At 53.3% G+C, this 18,121-nt stretch carries 22 protein-coding genes; 13 read left to right on the top strand and 9 right to left on the bottom strand.

Annotation, left to right across the window (positions count from 1 at the left end):
* Window positions 1-14: 14 nt before the first annotated feature.
* Window positions 15-1,049, top strand: a complete 1,035-nt coding sequence (locus ACHUEV_RS07920) for a Hint domain-containing protein (RefSeq protein WP_394178667.1) — start codon at window positions 15-17, stop codon at window positions 1,047-1,049.
* Window positions 1,050-1,065: 16 nt separating this feature from the next.
* Here the strand turns inward: ACHUEV_RS07920 and ACHUEV_RS07915 are convergent, their stop codons facing one another.
* The 3 genes from ACHUEV_RS07915 to rpsU all read right to left on the bottom strand — a co-directional run bounded on the left by ACHUEV_RS07915 (window position 1,066) and on the right by rpsU (window position 3,199).
* Window positions 1,066-2,025, bottom strand: a complete 960-nt coding sequence (locus ACHUEV_RS07915) for a Hint domain-containing protein (RefSeq protein ID WP_394178665.1) — start codon at window positions 2,023-2,025, stop codon at window positions 1,066-1,068.
* Window positions 2,026-2,251: 226 nt separating this feature from the next.
* Complete coding sequence (locus tag ACHUEV_RS07910) at window positions 2,252-2,851, bottom strand: hypothetical protein (protein ID WP_394178663.1); 600 nt, start codon at window positions 2,849-2,851, stop codon at window positions 2,252-2,254.
* 141 nt (window positions 2,852-2,992) lie between these two features.
* On the bottom strand, window positions 2,993-3,199 hold the full coding sequence (rpsU, locus tag ACHUEV_RS07905) for a 30S ribosomal protein S21 (protein WP_008231221.1): 207 nt from the start codon (window positions 3,197-3,199) through the stop codon (window positions 2,993-2,995).
* A gap of 109 nt (window positions 3,200-3,308) precedes the next feature.
* On the opposite strand from rpsU, the gene ACHUEV_RS07900 reads away from it, so the two are divergent.
* Complete coding sequence (locus ACHUEV_RS07900) at window positions 3,309-4,007, top strand: COQ9 family protein (RefSeq protein WP_394178661.1); 699 nt, start codon at window positions 3,309-3,311, stop codon at window positions 4,005-4,007.
* Complete coding sequence (locus ACHUEV_RS07895) at window positions 4,004-4,981, top strand: NAD(P)H-quinone oxidoreductase (protein ID WP_394178659.1); 978 nt, start codon at window positions 4,004-4,006, stop codon at window positions 4,979-4,981. Before ACHUEV_RS07900 ends, ACHUEV_RS07895 begins: the two co-directional genes overlap by 4 nt.
* A 42-nt stretch (window positions 4,982-5,023) precedes the next feature.
* Here the strand turns inward: ACHUEV_RS07895 and ACHUEV_RS07890 are convergent, their stop codons facing one another.
* The 6 genes from ACHUEV_RS07890 to ACHUEV_RS07865 form a co-directional block, all read right to left on the bottom strand.
* A complete protein-coding gene (locus ACHUEV_RS07890) occupies window positions 5,024-6,568 on the bottom strand; it encodes a hypothetical protein (RefSeq protein ID WP_394178657.1) in 1,545 nt (514 codons plus the stop codon).
* A 118-nt stretch (window positions 6,569-6,686) separates the two neighbouring features.
* Complete coding sequence (locus ACHUEV_RS07885; RefSeq protein ID WP_106358609.1) at window positions 6,687-7,313, bottom strand: trimeric intracellular cation channel family protein; 627 nt, start codon at window positions 7,311-7,313, stop codon at window positions 6,687-6,689.
* The gene (gene rnhA / locus ACHUEV_RS07880; RefSeq protein ID WP_106358610.1) at window positions 7,310-7,762 is read right to left on the bottom strand and encodes a ribonuclease HI; all 453 of its coding nucleotides are present in this window, start codon (window positions 7,760-7,762) and stop codon (window positions 7,310-7,312) included. The genes ACHUEV_RS07885 and rnhA overlap by 4 nt, the downstream gene beginning before the upstream one ends.
* Entirely contained in the window at window positions 7,755-8,357 is a 603-nt protein-coding gene (locus tag ACHUEV_RS07875; protein ID WP_394178655.1) for a class I SAM-dependent DNA methyltransferase, read from the bottom strand. Before ACHUEV_RS07875 ends, rnhA begins: the two co-directional genes overlap by 8 nt.
* Window positions 8,357-9,307 (bottom strand): 4-hydroxy-3-methylbut-2-enyl diphosphate reductase, encoded by a 951-nt coding sequence (ispH, locus tag ACHUEV_RS07870; RefSeq protein WP_394178653.1) that lies wholly within the window; start codon window positions 9,305-9,307, stop codon window positions 8,357-8,359. Before ispH ends, ACHUEV_RS07875 begins: the two co-directional genes overlap by 1 nt.
* A 94-nt stretch (window positions 9,308-9,401) precedes the next feature.
* On the bottom strand, window positions 9,402-9,980 hold the full coding sequence (locus tag ACHUEV_RS07865) for a LabA-like NYN domain-containing protein (protein WP_394178651.1): 579 nt from the start codon (window positions 9,978-9,980) through the stop codon (window positions 9,402-9,404).
* A 100-nt stretch (window positions 9,981-10,080) separates the two neighbouring features.
* Here ACHUEV_RS07865 and folK point away from each other — a divergent pair, with 100 nt between their 5' ends.
* The 10 genes from folK to era all read left to right on the top strand — a co-directional run bounded on the left by folK (window position 10,081) and on the right by era (window position 18,115).
* Window positions 10,081-10,665, top strand: coding sequence for a 2-amino-4-hydroxy-6-hydroxymethyldihydropteridine diphosphokinase (folK, locus tag ACHUEV_RS07860; protein WP_394178649.1), 585 nt, complete (start codon window positions 10,081-10,083; stop codon window positions 10,663-10,665).
* A 126-nt stretch (window positions 10,666-10,791) separates the two neighbouring features.
* A complete protein-coding gene (gene rpoZ / locus ACHUEV_RS07855; RefSeq protein ID WP_090201487.1) occupies window positions 10,792-11,145 on the top strand; it encodes a DNA-directed RNA polymerase subunit omega in 354 nt (117 codons plus the stop codon).
* A 39-nt stretch (window positions 11,146-11,184) separates the two neighbouring features.
* A complete protein-coding gene (locus ACHUEV_RS07850; RefSeq protein WP_394178647.1) occupies window positions 11,185-13,317 on the top strand; it encodes a RelA/SpoT family protein in 2,133 nt (710 codons plus the stop codon).
* A 24-nt stretch (window positions 13,318-13,341) separates the two neighbouring features.
* Window positions 13,342-14,004, top strand: a complete 663-nt coding sequence (locus ACHUEV_RS07845) for a DUF2062 domain-containing protein (protein ID WP_394178645.1) — start codon at window positions 13,342-13,344, stop codon at window positions 14,002-14,004.
* 48 nt (window positions 14,005-14,052) lie between these two features.
* Entirely contained in the window at window positions 14,053-14,805 is a 753-nt protein-coding gene (locus tag ACHUEV_RS07840; protein ID WP_394178643.1) for a pyridoxine 5'-phosphate synthase, read from the top strand.
* Between the two features lies 1 nt (window position 14,806).
* A complete protein-coding gene (locus ACHUEV_RS07835) occupies window positions 14,807-15,241 on the top strand; it encodes an ABZJ_00895 family protein (protein ID WP_394178641.1) in 435 nt (144 codons plus the stop codon).
* Window positions 15,238-15,639 (top strand): holo-ACP synthase, encoded by a 402-nt coding sequence (gene acpS / locus ACHUEV_RS07830; protein WP_394178639.1) that lies wholly within the window; start codon window positions 15,238-15,240, stop codon window positions 15,637-15,639. The genes ACHUEV_RS07835 and acpS overlap by 4 nt, the downstream gene beginning before the upstream one ends.
* Before the next feature lie 51 nt (window positions 15,640-15,690).
* Window positions 15,691-16,524 carry a signal peptidase I gene (gene lepB / locus ACHUEV_RS07825; protein ID WP_394178637.1) on the top strand — a complete coding sequence of 278 codons (834 nt, stop codon included), beginning with the start codon at window positions 15,691-15,693 and terminating at the stop codon, window positions 16,522-16,524.
* Window positions 16,521-17,201 carry a ribonuclease III gene (rnc, locus tag ACHUEV_RS07820; RefSeq protein WP_394178635.1) on the top strand — a complete coding sequence of 227 codons (681 nt, stop codon included), beginning with the start codon at window positions 16,521-16,523 and terminating at the stop codon, window positions 17,199-17,201. Before lepB ends, rnc begins: the two co-directional genes overlap by 4 nt.
* Complete coding sequence (gene era, locus ACHUEV_RS07815; protein ID WP_394178633.1) at window positions 17,198-18,115, top strand: GTPase Era; 918 nt, start codon at window positions 17,198-17,200, stop codon at window positions 18,113-18,115. The genes rnc and era overlap by 4 nt, the downstream gene beginning before the upstream one ends.
* Window positions 18,116-18,121 lie beyond the last annotated feature (6 nt).

The following is an 18,121-nucleotide window of genomic DNA, read 5'->3' as shown; positions in this document are numbered from 1 at the left end:
TAAGGTTGTATAAGATGCCAATAATCGCAAACGGTGACTTTTCGGACGGATTGGCAGGCTGGACAGTAGAGCAAGGTGGTGCAACGGCGCCCACCGTTGTTGAAGGTTCGGTCGTTTACGGCGGTCCCAACGACGTTCAGAATGAAGATAAGCTTATTCAGAACGTAGCGCTCGTTTCAGGGCAAACCTACACGCTGACATTTGATATGACTGCTGTGATGGACGCCTATGGTGGTTATGGATTGAACATCCAGTTGCAGGATGTGAATGGCGCAAGTGGCTTTACCGACATCGGTTCTGCGACCGTTGATAATGGCCAAACAAACTATGTGTCGATCACGTTTACTTCGCCCTACGATAACCCTGATCTCATTATCCGAGGGCAATTTGGCTTTGGTCCGACGGAGCCAACTTCCACGTCGCAACTGATCCTCGACAATTTTGTGCTGATTTGTTTTGTACGCGGCACGCGCATAATGACGCCAGACGGCGAAGTCCGCGTTGAAGACCTAAAGGTTGGTGATCTGGTCAACACATTGGACGACGGCCCATGCCCAATTCGTTGGATCAGCTCGCGTGTAGTATCGGCAGCAGATACCCGCCTTCGTCCTGAATGGCGGCCGGTATTAGTGCCTGCTGGTGCGCTTGGCCAAGGTACACCGACGCGCGATTTGCTGCTTTCACCAAGCCATAGGGTGCTTCTGCGCGGGCCACAGCTTGAGATGTTCTTTGGTGAGCATGAGGGGCTCGTTCCTGTGAAGGCACTGATTGGTTTTGTTGACGGCATCCGTTTTGTGTCCGACCTAAGCGACATGAATGATGAGGTCGAATATTTCCATATTCTGTTCGATAGCCATCAAATCATTGTGTCAGAAGGCGCAGAAACAGAAAGCTTTCATCCAGCGGCACGTACCGTGTCGGCGTTTGACGATGAAACGAAATCAGAGATTTTTGCCTTGTTTCCGCAGTTGGACGAGTCGTTAGACTTTGGGATGGAAACAGTTCGGCGTGTCATCAAGGGCTACGAAGTGCCAGTCCTGATGTCTTAGGTAGATGCGCGGACTCTTAAGCCAGCAAGGGTTTTTTGTTCTTGGCATGTCGTTCGACCAATTTCTTCTGCCGCTTGCCATTTGGCATGAAGCTAGCGGGAATTGGTTGATATCCGGTGGTCGCAATCTCGGGAAAGATTTCTAAGATCTCTTCAACGCTTTCCCGTGGGATGGACTTTAGTGCCTCAGGTCCGGTGAATAGGCTTTCGCTGGGGGCATTTTCGGCGAATATGATTTCGTGTTGATCAAAGAGAATGTGAAAGTACTCGACACCATTCATATTCTCTAGGACCTCGATGCCGGGAAGCAATGTCAGCTTTGTCGCTGGTATCAACGCCTCAGGAGAGCCAAACATACGCTTGGCAATCGGTGAGGACACCAGCATGCGATGTTGACGTGACACGATCAGGTCACGTTCGGGAAGGCCACGACCCAAGGCACCTTTTTTGATTCTGATGGGGCGTAGTTTAGGATTTGAATTGAGTTGTGCTCGCGAAATTTTTCGGCGCCCAATCCATTGGATTTTTTTCGGCCCATGTTCGCGTGTCACAACCTGATCGCAAACGCGAAGGGATTCAATTAGGCGATTGCCTTCACTTGTCAGCACGCGGGTACCAGCGGTGAAGCAAATTGGCGGGGGGACTATCGCGCTTACGTCAGCGTCAAAAGTGTTGCTAAGGCCATTTGCGATCGTCGTGACGTTTTGGCCGACGGTGAATGGGGTGCCATCCGTTGCATAGAGCGTGCCGCTGTTGCCAGCTCCTTTGGAGAATAAATAGAACTCTGCCCCAGTATCGTTGCCACCACCGGCACCGATAAATGCATCCCATTCTGCGTTTGAAATGAGGCCGTCGTTATTTACGTCATCAATGTTAAGAACAATTTCTGATGTATTGACAGAATCTACGGTCTTCTGGCCACCGCCGCTGATCTCAGCGACGGTACCAGGAGGGAACGTGAGGGTAATAATTGCCATCTTTGGATTCTATTCCGAATAGATTTTCAGTCAGGCAAGTGGGTCGTATTTATTGATGTTTAGCTGCATTAAGCAACCTGACGTTGTTCATGATTTATTAATTCAATCAAATAAGCAATCAAAAACGCCAAAAAGTGAGTAATTTGAGAATTGCCGAGTATGACAATGCAAAAAGCCCACCTGATCTTTTAGGCGGGCTTAGAATTATCGTGAGGTAGATATTTAGCTATTCAGCGGTTGCAACAATGCCGCCAACAACAAGTTCGTCACTTGTGTTCCCAGCAAATGCACCAATTAGTGCCTCTGTTCCGACAACACCAGAAAGGTCTGCTGAAATACCGTCATATATGACCGTCCCAGATAGAGTAGTACCATTGAAGTTCCCGGCAACAATCAGTGAGCCGTCTGCGCCTGTTACGCTGCTATTACCAAAGTCTGCAGTAAGCGAGATGTCCCCGTTGACGTTATTAACTTCATCAATTTCCACATGCGCAAGTGAGTAAGAGCCGTCGTAAGTAACCGTGCCTGTTGTGATTTCCGCGCCAGGGTTTGAATCTGGTGTAATTCCTGCAACGCCCTTAAATGTAGTTGTGCCTTCGATTAGGCCATATTCGTAGGCATAACCTGTCAGTGCGCCGTCAACTACAGTCAGATCTGATCCAGTTCCAGTATCATCCGCAAAGCCCTGGTCTGGAATCTCACCTGTATCTGACAGCGTGACGATCACAGTATCAGGTGTGTTGCCTTCGCCAATGCCCTCTACGGCATCGCAGGCAGATACAGCCACACCACAGGTCAATACCAATAGATTACGAACAAATGCCATCATGAGCCTCTTTTCGTTAGGAAATTCAATTGCCGTGATTAGTTCCATAGATCAGTTGGCATTGAAACCAAAAGTTGCATCTGACAAAAGAAACCCCGTTTGATTTCTCAAACGGGGTTCAAATTTGTCACGTTGGGTTGCTTAGAGCAAACCTTCGCGCTGGAGCTTCTTCCGAGCCAGCTTGCGCTGACGGCGGATAGCTTCTGCTTTTTCACGCGCCTTACGAACTGACGGTTTTTCGAAATGTTGCTTAAGCTTCATTTCACGAAAAACGCCTTCACGCTGAAGTTTCTTTTTCAGAGCACGCAACGCCTGATCGACGTTGTTATCACGAACACTAACCTGCATGTGGTTTTCACCACCTCTCTAAGTTGGATTTGCAAAAATTGCAGGAAGTGGGCAGATAGCAAAGGTGGGCTAGTTTGTCTAGTACCCTACCGCGGCAAGGAGAGACCTGATGAAACGGACTGCTATTGATCCTGATAAAGCCAAGTTACTGGATGCGATCTTACCTCATGTCGCTTTTGACGGTTGGTCACCTGCGGCCTTTAAAATGGCCGTGCAGGAAACAGAAATTCCCGAAGCCTTTGCCGCCGCAGCCTGTCCGCGCGGGGCTGTTGATTTGGCGATAGCGTTTCATCAACAGGGTGATGCGGCGATGGTCGCGGCGTTAAAGACGACTGACCTATCGGAACTACGTTTCCGTGACAAAGTTGTAACCGCGATCCGCCTGCGCTTGTCGGCGGTCGATGACAAAGAAGTCGTCCGCCGTGGAACCACCCTGTTTGCGATGCCACATATGGCTGCGGATGGGGCAAAGTTGATCTGGGGCACTGCCGACGCGATTTGGAATGCGCTTGGTGATACGTCACGTGATGCGAATTGGTACAGCAAGCGCATGACCCTTTCTGCTGTGTATGCGTCTGTTGTATTGTATTGGCTGGGTGACGACAGTTTGGACGGTCAGGCGACTGATGCATTTATCGACCGCCGTATTGATGATGTCATGAAATTCGAGAAGGTGAAGGCGCAGGTGAATGCAAACCCATTGCTAAAGCCGTTCACGGGACCGTTGGGTAAAATTCTATCCGGCGTACGGGCCCCTGCGGGATCAGTCCCCGATGACTTGCCGGGTGTTTGGAAGGATCCGCAATGATGAAGGCCGTTGAGATTTCCCAGCCGGGTGGGCCGGATGTGTTGAAGTTAGCTGACCGACCAATGCCAGAGCCCGCCCATGATGATGTATTGATTAAGGTCGCGTTTGCCGGGGTGAACCGACCGGATGCATTGCAACGGGCGGGGCTGTATAATCCACCTAAGAATGCGAGCGATCTTCCGGGGCTAGAAGCATCTGGTGAAGTTGTCGCCGTGGGCGCAGGTGTTACATCGGTTGCTGCCGGTGATCAGGTTTGTGCGCTGTTGCCGGGCGGGGGCTACGCTGAATATGTCACGACACCTGCTGCACATTGTTTGCCTGTCCCCGCAGGCCTTAGTATGGCGCAAGCGGCTTGTTTGCCGGAAACGTTTTTCACTGTTTGGTCTAACGTGTTCATGCGTGGTGGCTTGCAGGCGGGCGAACGGTTCTTGGTGCATGGCGGCAGTTCCGGGATCGGGACGACGGCCATCCAACTGGCCAAAGCTTTTGGCGCACGCGTGTTTACCACCGCTGGCAACGACGAAAAATGCGGGGCGTGCATCGAGCTAGGTGCCGAAGCTGCGTTCAACTATCGAGACATCGATTTTGTTGAAAAAATGCAAGCTGTTGGTGGGGCTGATCTGATCCTTGATATGGTTGGCGGCCCGTATATTCAGAGAAACCTGAAGTCTTTGGCTGATGACGGACGGCTGGTCCAGATCGCGTTTCTGCAAGGGCCAAAGGTTGAATTGAACCTGATGCAACTTATGATGCGGCGTTTGACGGTGACCGGATCAACCCTGCGCCCACAGTCGGATTTAGCCAAAGCGCGCATTGCGGACGAGCTACGATCCAAGGTGTGGCCGTTGATCGAAGCGGGCAAAGTTACCCCTGTCATGGATCAAGAATTTGCTATGGAGGACGCAGCGCTCGCCCACGCGCGGATGGAAAGCAGTGCGCATATTGGAAAGATTGTTCTGAGGGTCGGTAAGTGACAATGAGCAGCATGTTGTTTCGGCAAGATGGCATCAGCGAGGCTACTCTGTCGGAGTGATCGTCACCGTAACAGGGGAATTGCTGGGCATGTCAGCGCCGGGCGCAAGGTAAATATGGCGACAATACCCTAGATCAGGGACGCAATCGGATCGCGTTAATTTGCGCCCCATCAATTCGGTTGGCGGCCCGGCCGTCCCGGGTTGACTCGCGGCTTCTGGTTCGGACAATTCAGGCGCTGCGTTCAGACCAAAGATAGGAATGAGCGGATCAAGCACATCATGCGATGTTGCGGCGAGATAGATTTCGCTGAACTCATCTGCATACATAGCCAGATTGGCAGGTTGCATACCCGCCCGTGCCGCACTGTGAAGTAGACTGGAAAAGCTCTGGTTGCGCTCCGGGTCGGAGAGACCGGCTAGAATCGGTGTCATTAACGCATCGCGCAAGGGTGTATAATTGGCCATTGGTTTGCCAAACTTCCAGATTATACTGTTAGGTACTCGGGCGTCCTGTATCAATGCGACTACCAGCGCGATGTCATGATTCTGCCAATTGGTCCTGTTTTCTGAAAGTGTGATCCACTCTCTTATCCGATTATGGGCCGGATGGTCGAATTGTTCGACATTGGATGCTAGCAGCGCCGCAATGTCCTGATCTGCCACCGCGTCTGGGGGCAGTCTGCGCAAGGAACTGCTGCCAGGGCCAGCGATTTCATAGGCTCCAGTGTTGATGTTTAGTTTATCCTTATCGCCTACGCTAAACAAACCAGTCGCGATGAGTGTTTCGGCGATATCCAATTCGCGAAGCCGGTTCATTTCCGTAAGAAAATGTGGCACCGGATTGAAACCTGGTTTGCTGGTAATATTCTTGAGGGTGATACCGGGGCGCGTAGCAGTCCGCGCAGAGGCACCGTAGCTAGTTGCGACAACAATTCCGGACGAACGGGCGATCGTTAGGGCATCGATATCCACAAGATAACCGGGGCGCATCCCAGGATCAGTGCTCGAGTCCGGGTTTCGCTTTTCTAATGTGACTGTAAGGTCTATCGGCACCAAGGTTTCTTCGTGTGTAATGCAATTGGCTGCGCGTGGGTCTAGGCAAACGCTACCCTGAGCCAGCATATATGTTTGGCTTCGTGCGTCGTCGTGTGCAGAGCGCTTAACGGTTACGAGTGATACATCGCGTTCAGTTAACAACAGACGGCAAATTTGCGCACAATTTAGGTAGGGGTCCATCCCGATCAGTGCAACATGGGATGGAGATTGTTCCAGTACAGTAGATACTTGGGAATCTATAAGTTTATTTAGCGCGCGATCAACCATCCAGCGTCCGGCCAAATTAGGGCCAAATGCAATTGAGCAAAGTAGAATCGCTGATAGGCTCCAGCCCAGAAATTGATGATGTTTCGGAGCCAATATGGTTGGGGCTGCACCCAGTGCGTACAGTAGCAAACTCGGTACAAACAGCAGTGCCCAAAACGGCGGGAAAAGAAAGTAAAAAGGAGCCCACTCCGAACCTGCTGGAGAGAAGATCGTAAGCGCACCTAGGGCGATTAGTAACAATACGTACTTTGTCTTGTACGGCATGAAATTGCCTCATTCTCGTTCAAAGTCGTAGTGCCCACTAGTGCGCGTCAAATTCATTACATATGCTTAACACGGTCGGCTCTTGGTTGACTACCGCAACTAATTTGCTGCCCGCAGGCTACTTTTGCCTTGGTGGATAAGCTTTGTAGACGGGGAGGTGCCAGCCGAATTGGATGCTTCCGGCGCGGAGGGCGAAGGCGCTTCCTGCGCAGATGAGGAGTGCCGTTGGTTCTGGGATGTCGAAGTAAAGCGCGATTGAGGCTGCGATGCCGCCGGCCATTGCGCAGGTGACGTATAGTTCACCTTGTTTTAGCACCAATGGGACTTCGTTGCAGACTACGTCGCGCATCAGCCCGCCAAAGCAACCAGTGATGATGCCCATGATGATCACGATGCTAGGTGGTTGATTGGTTGCGAGCGCGACTGCGACGCCAGCGGGTACGGCGACGGCAAGTGCACATGCGTCTAGCCACAGAATGGTTTTATATCTGCTTTCCAGTAGGTGGGCTGTCAGGAAAACCAGTAGTGCCGCCAGCGCCGCAACCCCGATGTAGGCGGGGTGATCGACCCAGAACACGACGTCTCGATTTAGGATGATATCGCGCAAGGTCCCACCGCCGACTGCGGTCAGGCTGGCGATGAACACAAACCCGACCAAGTCTAGTTGTGCGCGGCTGGCGACCAGCGCGCCTGTGAGTGCAAACACAAACACCGATGCGTAGTCGAGGAATGCGAGTAGTGTCATTTCTTGAACGGGGCCATGCCCGCGCGCGCGAGTTCATCAGCGCGTTCGTTTTCTGGGTGTCCGGCGTGCCCTTTTACCCATTCCCACGTCACGTCATGTGTCTGTACGGCGGCATCAAGCCTGCGCCACAGGTCTTCGTTTTTGACGGGTTTGTTGCTGGCCGTTTTCCAACCACGTTTCTTCCAGCCGTGGATCCAGCCAGTGATCCCATCTTTGACATAAGAACTGTCGGTCACGATGGTCAGTTTGGTTGGGCGATCCAGCGTTTCAAGCGTGGTAATCGCAGCAAGCAGTTCCATCTTGTTGTTGGTCGTGTGGGCCTCGCCACCATTCAATTCGCGTTCTTTTAGAACCTTATCTCCGTCGCGTGCGATCAAAAGAGCACCCCAACCACCGGGGCCAGGGTTACCGGAGCAGGCTCCGTCAGTGTAGGCGAATAGTTCAGGCATTGGTCTCTTTCTTGGCACGCATAATAACGAATGGGTCGGCTGTTCCAGCGAGCCCCTTTTCAACGCCTTCACGCGTGAAAACAATGGCAAAGCCTGCGTTGGTTAGCATGTTTTTGAGTTCATCAATGCTGACGTAGGTGTAGAGCCGTTCTATTGCGTCGCGGGCGGTGCCGGAACCTGTCTTCATGCCAAGATGAAGAATGCCTGCAGGTTTTAACGCCTGATGGATGGCGGAAAAGTGCTCTGGCAGCTTCTGTCTTGGTGCGTGCAGGAGGCTAAAGTTGGCCCAGACCCCATCGTATTCGTCCGTCCCTTTGATGTCGTCAAATGTAGCTACCCGCGCGCCGATGTTGTGGTTTTGGTTGGCAAATTCGACCATCCGAGGAGAAGCATCGACAGGATCAGGTGACAGTCCGGCAGCGCGCATATGCACCGAAGCTGTCGCTGGGCCGCAACCTAGATCGAGCACGCGCCCACCTTCGGGCATCAGGTCGATAAATGCCTGAAGCGACTCGTCGGGTTTGGCGGTTTTGGTCAGCGCCGCATATTCCGCTGCTTTTTCATTATAGATCGCGATTGTTTTCGCGTCTGGCATTATGCCGGTTCGCGCAACACGCGCGGGACTTTGAATTCGACGTTTTCTTTGGCGGTTTCCACCAGTTCAACCGTGACGTCGTACTTGTCGCGGAACGCGTCGATGACTTCGTTGATCAGGACTTCGGGGGCTGATGCCCCGGCGGTGATCCCCATCGTTTTGATGCCAGCAAGCGCGCGCCAGTCGATGTCGGTCGCGCGTTGCACGAGTTGAGAATAGGCGCAGCCTGCGCGGGCGCCTACCTCGACCAATCGTTTGGAGTTTGATGAATTCGGTGCGCCGACCACAAGGATCGCATCGCATTTGGGTGCGATCGCTTTGACGGATTCTTGGCGGTTGGTGGTCGCGTAACAGATGTCTTCTTTGTGGGGGCCGACGATCTTGGGGAAGCGGGCGTTCAGCGCCGCGACGATGTCGATCGTGTCGTCGACCGATAGGGTGGTTTGAGTCACGAATGCCAGCTGTTCAGCGTTGCGGACCTGCACTGTTGCGACGTCTTCGACGGTTTCGACCAACAGGACCTCTCCATCGGGCAATTGCCCCATGGTTCCAACGGTTTCGGGGTGGCCTGCATGGCCAATCATGATCATCTGAAGGCCGTTATCGGCATGACGCTGTGCCTCGATATGAACCTTAGACACCAGCGGGCAGGTAGCGTCGACATAGATCATTTCGCGTTTTTCGGCGGCGGCTGGAACGGCCTTGGGGACGCCATGCGCGGAAAAGATTACGGGGCGGTCATCCGGGCATTCGTCAAGTTCTTCGACAAACACCGCGCCCAAATCACGCAGGCTATCTACGACGAATTTGTTGTGGACGATTTCGTGCCGCACATAGACGGGCGCACCCCATTTTTCGATCGCCATTTCGACGATCTTAATTGCGCGGTCTACGCCTGCGCAAAAGCCGCGCGGGGCGGCAAGGTATAGGGTAAGAGGGGGCTTGTTCATCTGTATCCTCCGGCGGTTGCTACAGAGGTAAGACTTTGACGCCGTGGCGTCCAGAGGATGGCGTCAGACAGTTGCCCGCCTGACGCCAATGTCATTAGCTTTCTTCAGCTACGGCCGCTTCTTCAGCGTACTCTGGGCGTGGGTCACGTGTGGGGCGGCCCACAACGTCACGCAATTCGTCGAGTTCGATAAAGTTGTCAGCCTGACGACGCAGTTCATCTGCGATCATTGGCGGTTGGCTGCGGATCGTGGATACGACCGAAACCCGTACGCCTTTGCGCTGCAGTGCTTCGATCAGCGGGCGGAAGTCACCATCGCCAGAGAAAAGCACAACGTGATCGACATGTGGCGCGAGTTCCATAGCATCGACAGCTAGTTCGATGTCCATGTTACCTTTGACCTTGCGGCGGCCCATGCTGTCCGTGTATTCTTTTGCAGGCTTAGTCACCATCGTGAAGCCGTTGTAGTGCAGCCAATCTACCAGAGGGCGAATTGGTGAATACTCGTCATTCTCCAGCAGGGCTGTGTAATAGAAAGCCCGCAGCATTTTGCCACGACGCATGAATTCTTGGCGGAGTAGTTTGTAGTCGATGTCGAAACCAAGAGATTTAGCGGCTGCGTAAAGATTGGAGCCATCGATGAAGAGCGCAAGACGCTCGTCCCGATAAAACATGAAATTTCCTTTCAAAATTGTTCGCGCTGCCCTGCACTCAGTGAGTGGTGTGTATTGTGCAAGGGTGCGAATATTGTAATGTTTTAGTAAAACCTGACAAGTGGCGAAAATATTGGATAACTGTAGTTTGGCGCTTATCGCCTTTGGTAGCAACGAAAATTCAATTTTAGGTTACCCTAGGGAAACTGTACAAAAAGCTATGAAATTTTTAGCTGATATGTCAGTGAAACCGCATAATTCGAGCAGTTTATACACGAATCCGGCCTTTCCAAAGGGGTCAGGCCCCCATTTTGTAAATGCTGCGATGGCAATTCATACGAATCTGTCACCAGCTGAATTGCTGGATGAATTACACCAAGTAGAAGCGCGGGCGCTTCGTACGCGATCAAAGCGCTGGGGGCAGCGGACTTTGGATTTGGATTTGATTGGTGTGGGTGAATTGGTGCAGCCCGATAACACTACCTTTGCGCGATGGCGTGATCTTGGGTTGTCCGAACAGCAGGTCGAAACCCCAACAGAACTGATTCTTCCACACCCGCGCCTGCAAGATCGCGCATTTGTGTTGGTTCCGCTGTGTGATGTGGCCCCCGATTGGCGTCATCCTATTTCCGGTAAAACGGTTCGTGAAATGCGGGATGCCTTACCTTCCAATGACTTGGCTGAAGTGGTGCGCTTGTCCGACTAGGAAACTCGGCATCGACGATTGCGGCGAATTTTATGCCGGACTTCGGGGAACGGCCCCTTGTCAATCCTAAATTTTGGCAATAGATAAGCCTCTTGCTAAGTCCCCTTGTCTGACTGGAGTACGCCCATGGCCCGCGTCACCGTAGAAGATTGCGTCGATAAAGTTCCAAACCGTTTTGATCTTGTGATGCTTGCGGCCCATCGTGCCCGCGAAATTGCTGCTGGTGCGCCGATCACCGTAGCCCGCGACAACGACAAAAACCCTGTCGTCTCTTTGCGTGAAATCGCTGAGGAAACACAGCAAGCCGACGATCTGCGCGAGCGCATGATCGAAGCGAATCAGACACAAATCGAAGTCGATGAACCTGAAGAAGACAGCATGTCCCTGTTGATGGGTGCAGAAGCTGACAAGCCTGTCGAAGACGATATGTCCGAAGAGAAACTGCTGCGCGCGCTTATGGAAGCGCAAGGCCAACGCTAATAGGCCTTTGCCGGCCTACAAAGATAGGTGCGGGACCAGATGACGACTGCCGACGAACTGATCTCTCTGGTCCGCACGTATAACCCCAACACGAATCAAGACCTGTTGCGTGATGCCTATGCCTTTGGTGCTGAAATGCACGAGGGGCAGTTTCGTCATTCCGGCGAGCCGTATTTCACGCATCCTGTTGCTGTCACCTGCATCCTTGCGGAACAGCAGATGGACGACGCGACATTGGTCACCGCGCTACTGCACGACACGATCGAAGATACCAAGGCATCCTATGCCGAGGTCGAGAAACGCTTTGGTCGTGAAATCGCCGATCTTGTCGATGGTGTTACTAAGCTGACCAATCTGCAGCTGACGTCGACACAGACCAAGCAAGCCGAAAACTTTCGCAAGCTGTTCATGGCCACGTCGCGCGATCTGCGTGTGACGCTGGTGAAATTGGCCGACCGTCTTCACAATATGCGCACGATTAAATCGATGCGCCCTGAAAAGCAGGCCCAAAAAGCCCGCGAAACCATGGATATCTTTGCGCCGCTTGCTGGTCGCATGGGTATGCAGTGGATGCGAGAAGAGCTGGAAGACCTATCGTTCCGGGTGTTGAACCCCGAAGCACGTAGTTCGATCATCCGCCGTTTTATTACCTTGCAGCGTGAAGCAGGGGATGTGGTTCAAAAGATCACTGCCGACATGCGGGTTGAGCTTGAAAAGGCGAGCATTCAGGCCGAAGTGACTGGACGTGCGAAAAAGCCATATTCAATTTGGCGCAAGATGCAGGAAAAGGAAAAGAGCTTTAGCCGCCTTTCCGACATCTATGGTTTCCGAATTATCGTCGCGACCGAAGCCGATTGCTATCGTGTCTTAGGTGCGATCCATCAGCGTTGGCGTGCGGTGCCGGGCCGGTTTAAGGATTACATTAGCCAACCCAAAAGCAACGGCTATCGGTCGATCCATACCACTGTTTCTGGCCGTGATGGGAAACAGGTCGAGGTTCAGGTCAGAACCCGCGAGATGCACGAGGTTGCCGAAACCGGCGTTGCCGCGCACTGGTCCTATAAGAACGGTGAGCTCGTTGAAAACCGCTTTGCGGTTGATCCTGTGCATTGGATCGCATCACTGACCGAACGGCTTGATGAAGATCAAGATCACGACGAGTTTCTCGAGGCGGTAAAGCTTGAGATGTACACCGATCAGGTGTTTTGCTTTACGCCCAAAGGTGACGTAATCAAATTGCCGCGCGGTGCGACCCCGATTGATTTTGCCTATGCTATCCACACGCGGATTGGTTCCGCTTGTGTCGGCGCGAAGGTTGACGGAATTCGCGTGCCGCTTTGGACACGTCTGAAGAATGGTCAATCGGTTGAGGTCATCACAGCCGAGGGCCAAACCCCGCAAGCAACTTGGATCGAAATCGCCGTCACCGGGCGTGCGAAAACAGCGATCCGTCGCAGTTTGCGCGAAGAAGATCGTGGTCGTTTCGTACGGCTTGGCCGTGAATTGGCTCGGGTCGCGTTTGAAAACGTCGGCAAAAAAGCAACCGATAAGGCGCTGCGTACAGCGGCGAAGGCGCTTGCTATTGCGGATGTCGAGGAATTGCTTGCCCAGCTTGGTAGCGCCGAAATCACTGGTCGCGAGGTTGTTCGCGCAATCTATCCAGAACTAGAAGCCCGGGATGGCGACGAAGTTGATGAAAAGCGCGCTGTCGTTGGGTTGGCCGCTGATCAAGTACAACGGCGCGGTCCGTGCTGTCAGCCTGTGCCGGGTGAGCGTATTTTGGGTATTACCTATCGCGGGCAAGGCGTGGTTGTGCACGCCATCGATTGCGAGGCGCTTGCTGACTACGAAGAACAACCCGAGCGTTGGGTTGATCTGCATTGGCATGAAGGCACGCACGCGGCGGTCAATACTGTGACATTTGACGTGACAATTACAAATGATTCCGGGGTACTGGGACGAATTTGCACATTGATAGGCGAGCAGAACGCCAATATCTCTGACCTGAGATTCATCGACCGGAAACCAGATTATTTTAGGCTTTTGATCGACGTTGATCTACGCGATGCAGAACATCTGCACCGTGTCATGACCGCCTTAGAGGCGGATAGTAACGTGTCGTCGATCGTACGGCATCGCGATCCTGCGCTCGCGAATGTAAGGCGCAGTTGACCCGTAGGGGAAGGAATAAAGGTTTTGGTGTTTAAACGCAGGGATAGGAGGCCGATCTGGCAGATCGTTCTCGACTTTTTCTATCCTCGCGGCGGGTGGGCCCGCGCGTTTGAATACGTCAAACACCGTGTTCGTCGTCTTCCTGATACACCCGAGAAAATATCGCGCGGGATTGCGGCAGGGGTGTTCACTGCCTTTACGCCATTCTACGGAATTCACTTTGTCTGCGCCGCGATTATTGCGCGTATGATGCGGGGCAATATCTTTGCGGCGCTGATAGGCACCTTCTTTGGCAATCCGCTGACATATATCCCAATCGGGGTGACGGCGCTGTCTGCCGGGCATTGGCTGTTGGGGCGCCCGTTTAACGCGGCCTTGTTTGGCATCGGGCATCGCGACCCTGATTTTTGTGGATTAGGCTGTCGGTTCGGTAGCGCGTTTTCCGACATCTCGCATAACTTTATGGCGATGTTCACAAGCGCCACAGCGGATTGGCGCGGTCTGGCCGAATTTTACCACGAGGTGTTTTTGCCCTATCTGGTCGGAGGCATTATTCCGGGCATTATTTGTGGCGCGCTGGCCTATTACATTTGCGTACCGGTTATCACGGCGTATCAAAACCGCCGTCGCAAGGCCTTGCGCAACAAGCTGAGCCAACTCAACAATAAAATCTCAAACAATGAATGACGAAGGTCGCGGATGACCTTAGGGTCTTGCGTGAAAAGGGGAATGCAGATGGCACATGATAAACTGCGTCTTGGCGTGAATATTGACCATGTTGCGACAGTGCGTAACGCGCGCGGTGGCGACGTTCCTGACCCTGTGCGTGCCGCCTTGATCGCTGAGCAGGCGGGTGCTGATGGGATCACCGCCCATCTGCGCGAAGACCGTCGTCATATCATTGATAGCGATATTGATCGGCTGGTTGCGCAGCTTTCGGTGCCGCTCAATTTTGAAATGGCGGCGACTGATGAAATGCAGGCAATTGCATTGCGTCATAAACCCCACGCCGTTTGTCTTGTTCCAGAAAAGCGCGAAGAAAAGACAACCGAAGGCGGGCTTGAGGTTGCGCAGCAGGACAACAAACTAGCGCATTACATTAAGCCCTTTGTTGATGCTGGATCGCGGGTGTCGCTTTTCATCGCTGCTGATAAAAAACAGGTCGAAGCCGCCGCGCGCATTGGTGCGCCCGTCATCGAGCTGCACGCAGGTGCCTATGCTGATGCTTGGGCCGAAGAGCGTTGGGATGTACGCGACAGTGAATTGTCAAAGATCACCGACATGGCGGCCTACGCGTTTGAACTGGGGTTAGAAGTCCATGTTGGCCATGGCCTGACATATGACAGCGTTGGCCCAATTGCTGCGCTACGACAGGTCAAAGAGCTGAATATCGGCCACTTTATCATCGGCGAAGCGATCTTCCGTGGCCTAGGCCCTGCAATTGAAGAAATGCGCCGTTGTATGGACGCTGCGCGGGCAGGGGTATGATATGAACTATATGCGTTATACAGGTGTGGTCATTGGCCTAACGATTGGTCTGCCAATCTTGCTTGGTTTGTTGCGGCAGTTGACTGGTATCAACCTATCGACTGGGTTCGTGGCAATCGCACCGGCCCTCGCGGCCGCGATGATTGAAGGCCAGAAATTCGCGACGAAGCACGGCAGGATGCCGACACGCGCTGAAACCAAAACATTTGTGATTTTGGGAACACTTATCGCGGCTGGCTTTTTGGTTCTTTTTACCGCGACGGTCGTCACGAACCTGCCGGGATATGAGCAGATATTGCGCAATCCGCCATCGACGGGCCTGATCATCGGCATTGTCGTTTTCTTGGTTGCGATGATCGCGCTTTGCAATTTCTTTTTCCTGCGTATGGGCTGCAAGAACCAGCTAAAGCTGATTGAGGCAAGGCGTTCCAAATGATCTTGGGGATTGGCACTGACCTCGCGAATATCGAACGTATCTCGGGTACGCTGGATCGGTTTGGTGATCGGTTTCGTAATCGGGTGTTCACCGAAATTGAACAGGCCAAGGCTGAGCGTCGGAAAGACGTTGCTGGTACCTATGCCAAACGCTGGGCCGCAAAAGAGGCATGCTCAAAGGCGTTGGGCACAGGGCTCGCTATGGGTATTTCGTGGAAAGACATGGCTGTCACAAACCTACGTAGCGGACAACCAACCATGCAGGTCACGGGGTGGGCCAAAGAACGGCTGGATGAGATGACGCCACCCGGCCACACCGCAGTCATTCACGTGACTTTGACCGACGATCACCCTTGGGCACAAGCGTTTGTGGTCATAGAGGCGCTCCCCGCCGCTTGACAGGGCGGACGCACCCCCTCATGTAGCCTCAAACACCAAAAAGGATTTGGAATGGCCGAACAAGCCGAAAAAACAGGACCGATGGGTGCTATCATCGAAACGGTCAAAACCGTCTTCTGGGCGCTCATTATTGCGGGCGTCTTTCGAAGCGTGTTCTTTCAGCCGTTTTGGATTCCGTCAGGGTCAATGAAAGACACGCTGTTGGTCGGTGACTTCTTGTTCGTGAACAAGATGGCATATGGCTATTCCTATGCGTCCTGCCCATCTGTGCCCTTCTTGAATATCGGTGCTGACGATGTTTGTGGATTTGCCGAGGACTTTGACGACCGCCTGTTCGGTTCAGATCCAGAGCGTGGCGATATCGTCGTGTTCCGTCACCCTGTTACCGGCCGCGATTTTATTAAGCGCCTGATTGGTGTTCCGGGTGATCGCATCCAGATGAAAGACGGGCTGCTTTATATCAATGATGTGGCCGTTGTGGTTGAGGATACTGACCCATTCATCGAAGTGATGGAACCGCAAGGCCCCGAACGGCGCCGGCCATCATGTATCAATGGCGTAGTTGGCGAAGGTGCCGACTGCATCAAAGAACGTCAGATCGAAACACTACCGAATGGTGTGAGCCACAGCATTCTTAACAGCGGGCCACGCCCGCAAGACAACACACCTGTCTTCGTTGTCCCTGAAGGCGAGTTCTTCTTCTTGGGTGATAACCGTGACAACTCGACTGATAGCCGGTTCAGCCAGGCCGGCAACGGCGTAGGCTTTGTCGAACGCAAAGACCTGATTGGTCGCGCGGATCGTGTTATCTTTTCATCTGCTGGCCGGTCCATGCTGTTTTTCTGGACATGGCGCAGCGATCGTTTCTTTAAGGCACTCGATTGAAGATTTCAGCTGAACTCTCTGCGTTTTCCGACCGGCTTGGCTATCAGTTTGCGAAGCCAGAACTGTTGTTACGCGCTGTAACCCATTCGTCGATGGTCAGCCCGCACCGCGATGATAACCAGCGGTTAGAATTCTTGGGCGACCGTGTGTTGGGGCTGGTGATGGCCGAGGCATTGCTTTTGGCCGACCAATCCGCACCCGAAGGGCTGCTTGCGCCGCGCTATAACGCGCTTGTTCGTCGCGAGGCTTGCGCCGATGTCGCCCGACAAATTGATCTGGGCGCTGTGCTAAAGCTGGGTCGTTCCGAAATGAAATCCGGCGGCCGCCGGAAAGAGGCGCTACTGGCCGATGCGATGGAGGCTGTGATCGCAGCCGTCTACCAAGACGGTGGATTTGAGGCAGCACGTTCAGCTGTCCTGCGCCTGTGGGGCAAGCGGATCAATAATGTCGCCGTTGATGCCCGGGATGCGAAAACCGCGTTGCAGGAATGGGCGCAAGCCCGTGGCGAGGTACCACCCCAATATGTAGAGGTCGCGCGTACTGGACCTGACCATGCACCTGTGTTTACCATTGAGGTACGCCTTGAATCCGGTCCATCCGAGCAAGCGACCGCTGGTTCTAAGCGCAATGCCGAACAGGCTGCTGCGACAGCCCTTCTTAAGAAAGTTAAGTCATGACTGATGCCCCAACAAAAGCGGGATTCGTTGCGCTAATCGGTGAGCCGAATGCGGGTAAGTCGACGCTGTTGAACCGTATGGTTGGCGCGAAAGTGTCGATCGTGACCCATAAAGTGCAAACCACACGCGCCCGTATTCGCGGTGTCGCGATGGAAGAAAATGCGCAGCTTATTTTTGTTGATACGCCGGGCCTGTTCAAACCGCGTCGCCGTCTTGACCGTGCGATGGTCGCTGCCGCTTGGGGTGGCGCCGCTGATGCGGATGTCGTCGTTTTGCTGATCGAAGCGCATCGCGGCATGACAGACGGTGTAAAGGCGATCTTGGAGACGCTTGAAGAACGCGCTGGCAAGACGAAGGTCGCGCTGGCGATCAACAAGATCGACAAAGTGAAATCCGAGGTGCTGCTCGCGCTGACCAAAGAGATGAACGACGCCTATCCCTTTGCTGAAACGTTCATGATTTCCGCCGAACGTGGTCACGGTTGTGACGCATTGCGTAGCTGGTTGGTCGAGCAGGTTCCAGAAGGACCGTACCTATACCCCGAAGACCAAATCGCTGACCTTCCAATGCGGATGATCGCAGCCGAAATGACGCGCGAAAAGCTGACGCTCCGTCTGCACCAAGAACTGCCATATGAGCTGACGGTTGAGACTGAAAACTGGGAAGAACGCCCCGACGGTTCTGCCCGGATTGACCAGCTGATCTATGTCGCGCGCGACGGCCATAAGGGTATCGTGCTCGGCAAAGGTGGCGAAACGATTAAATCGGTAAGCCAAGCCGCCCGGCTAGAGTTGGAAGAATTCCTAGGCCGACGTGTGCACCTTTTCGTTAAGGTTAAGGTGCGGCCAAACTGGCTTGAGGAATCTGAGCGCTACTCAGAAATGGGTCTCGATTTCAAAGACGGCAATGCGTGATCTTGT

It is taken from the genome of Yoonia maritima (assembly GCF_043641945.1).
Lineage (GTDB): Bacteria > Pseudomonadota > Alphaproteobacteria > Rhodobacterales > Rhodobacteraceae > Yoonia > Yoonia maritima_B.
This window is presented reverse-complemented; position numbering and strand designations above follow the sequence as displayed.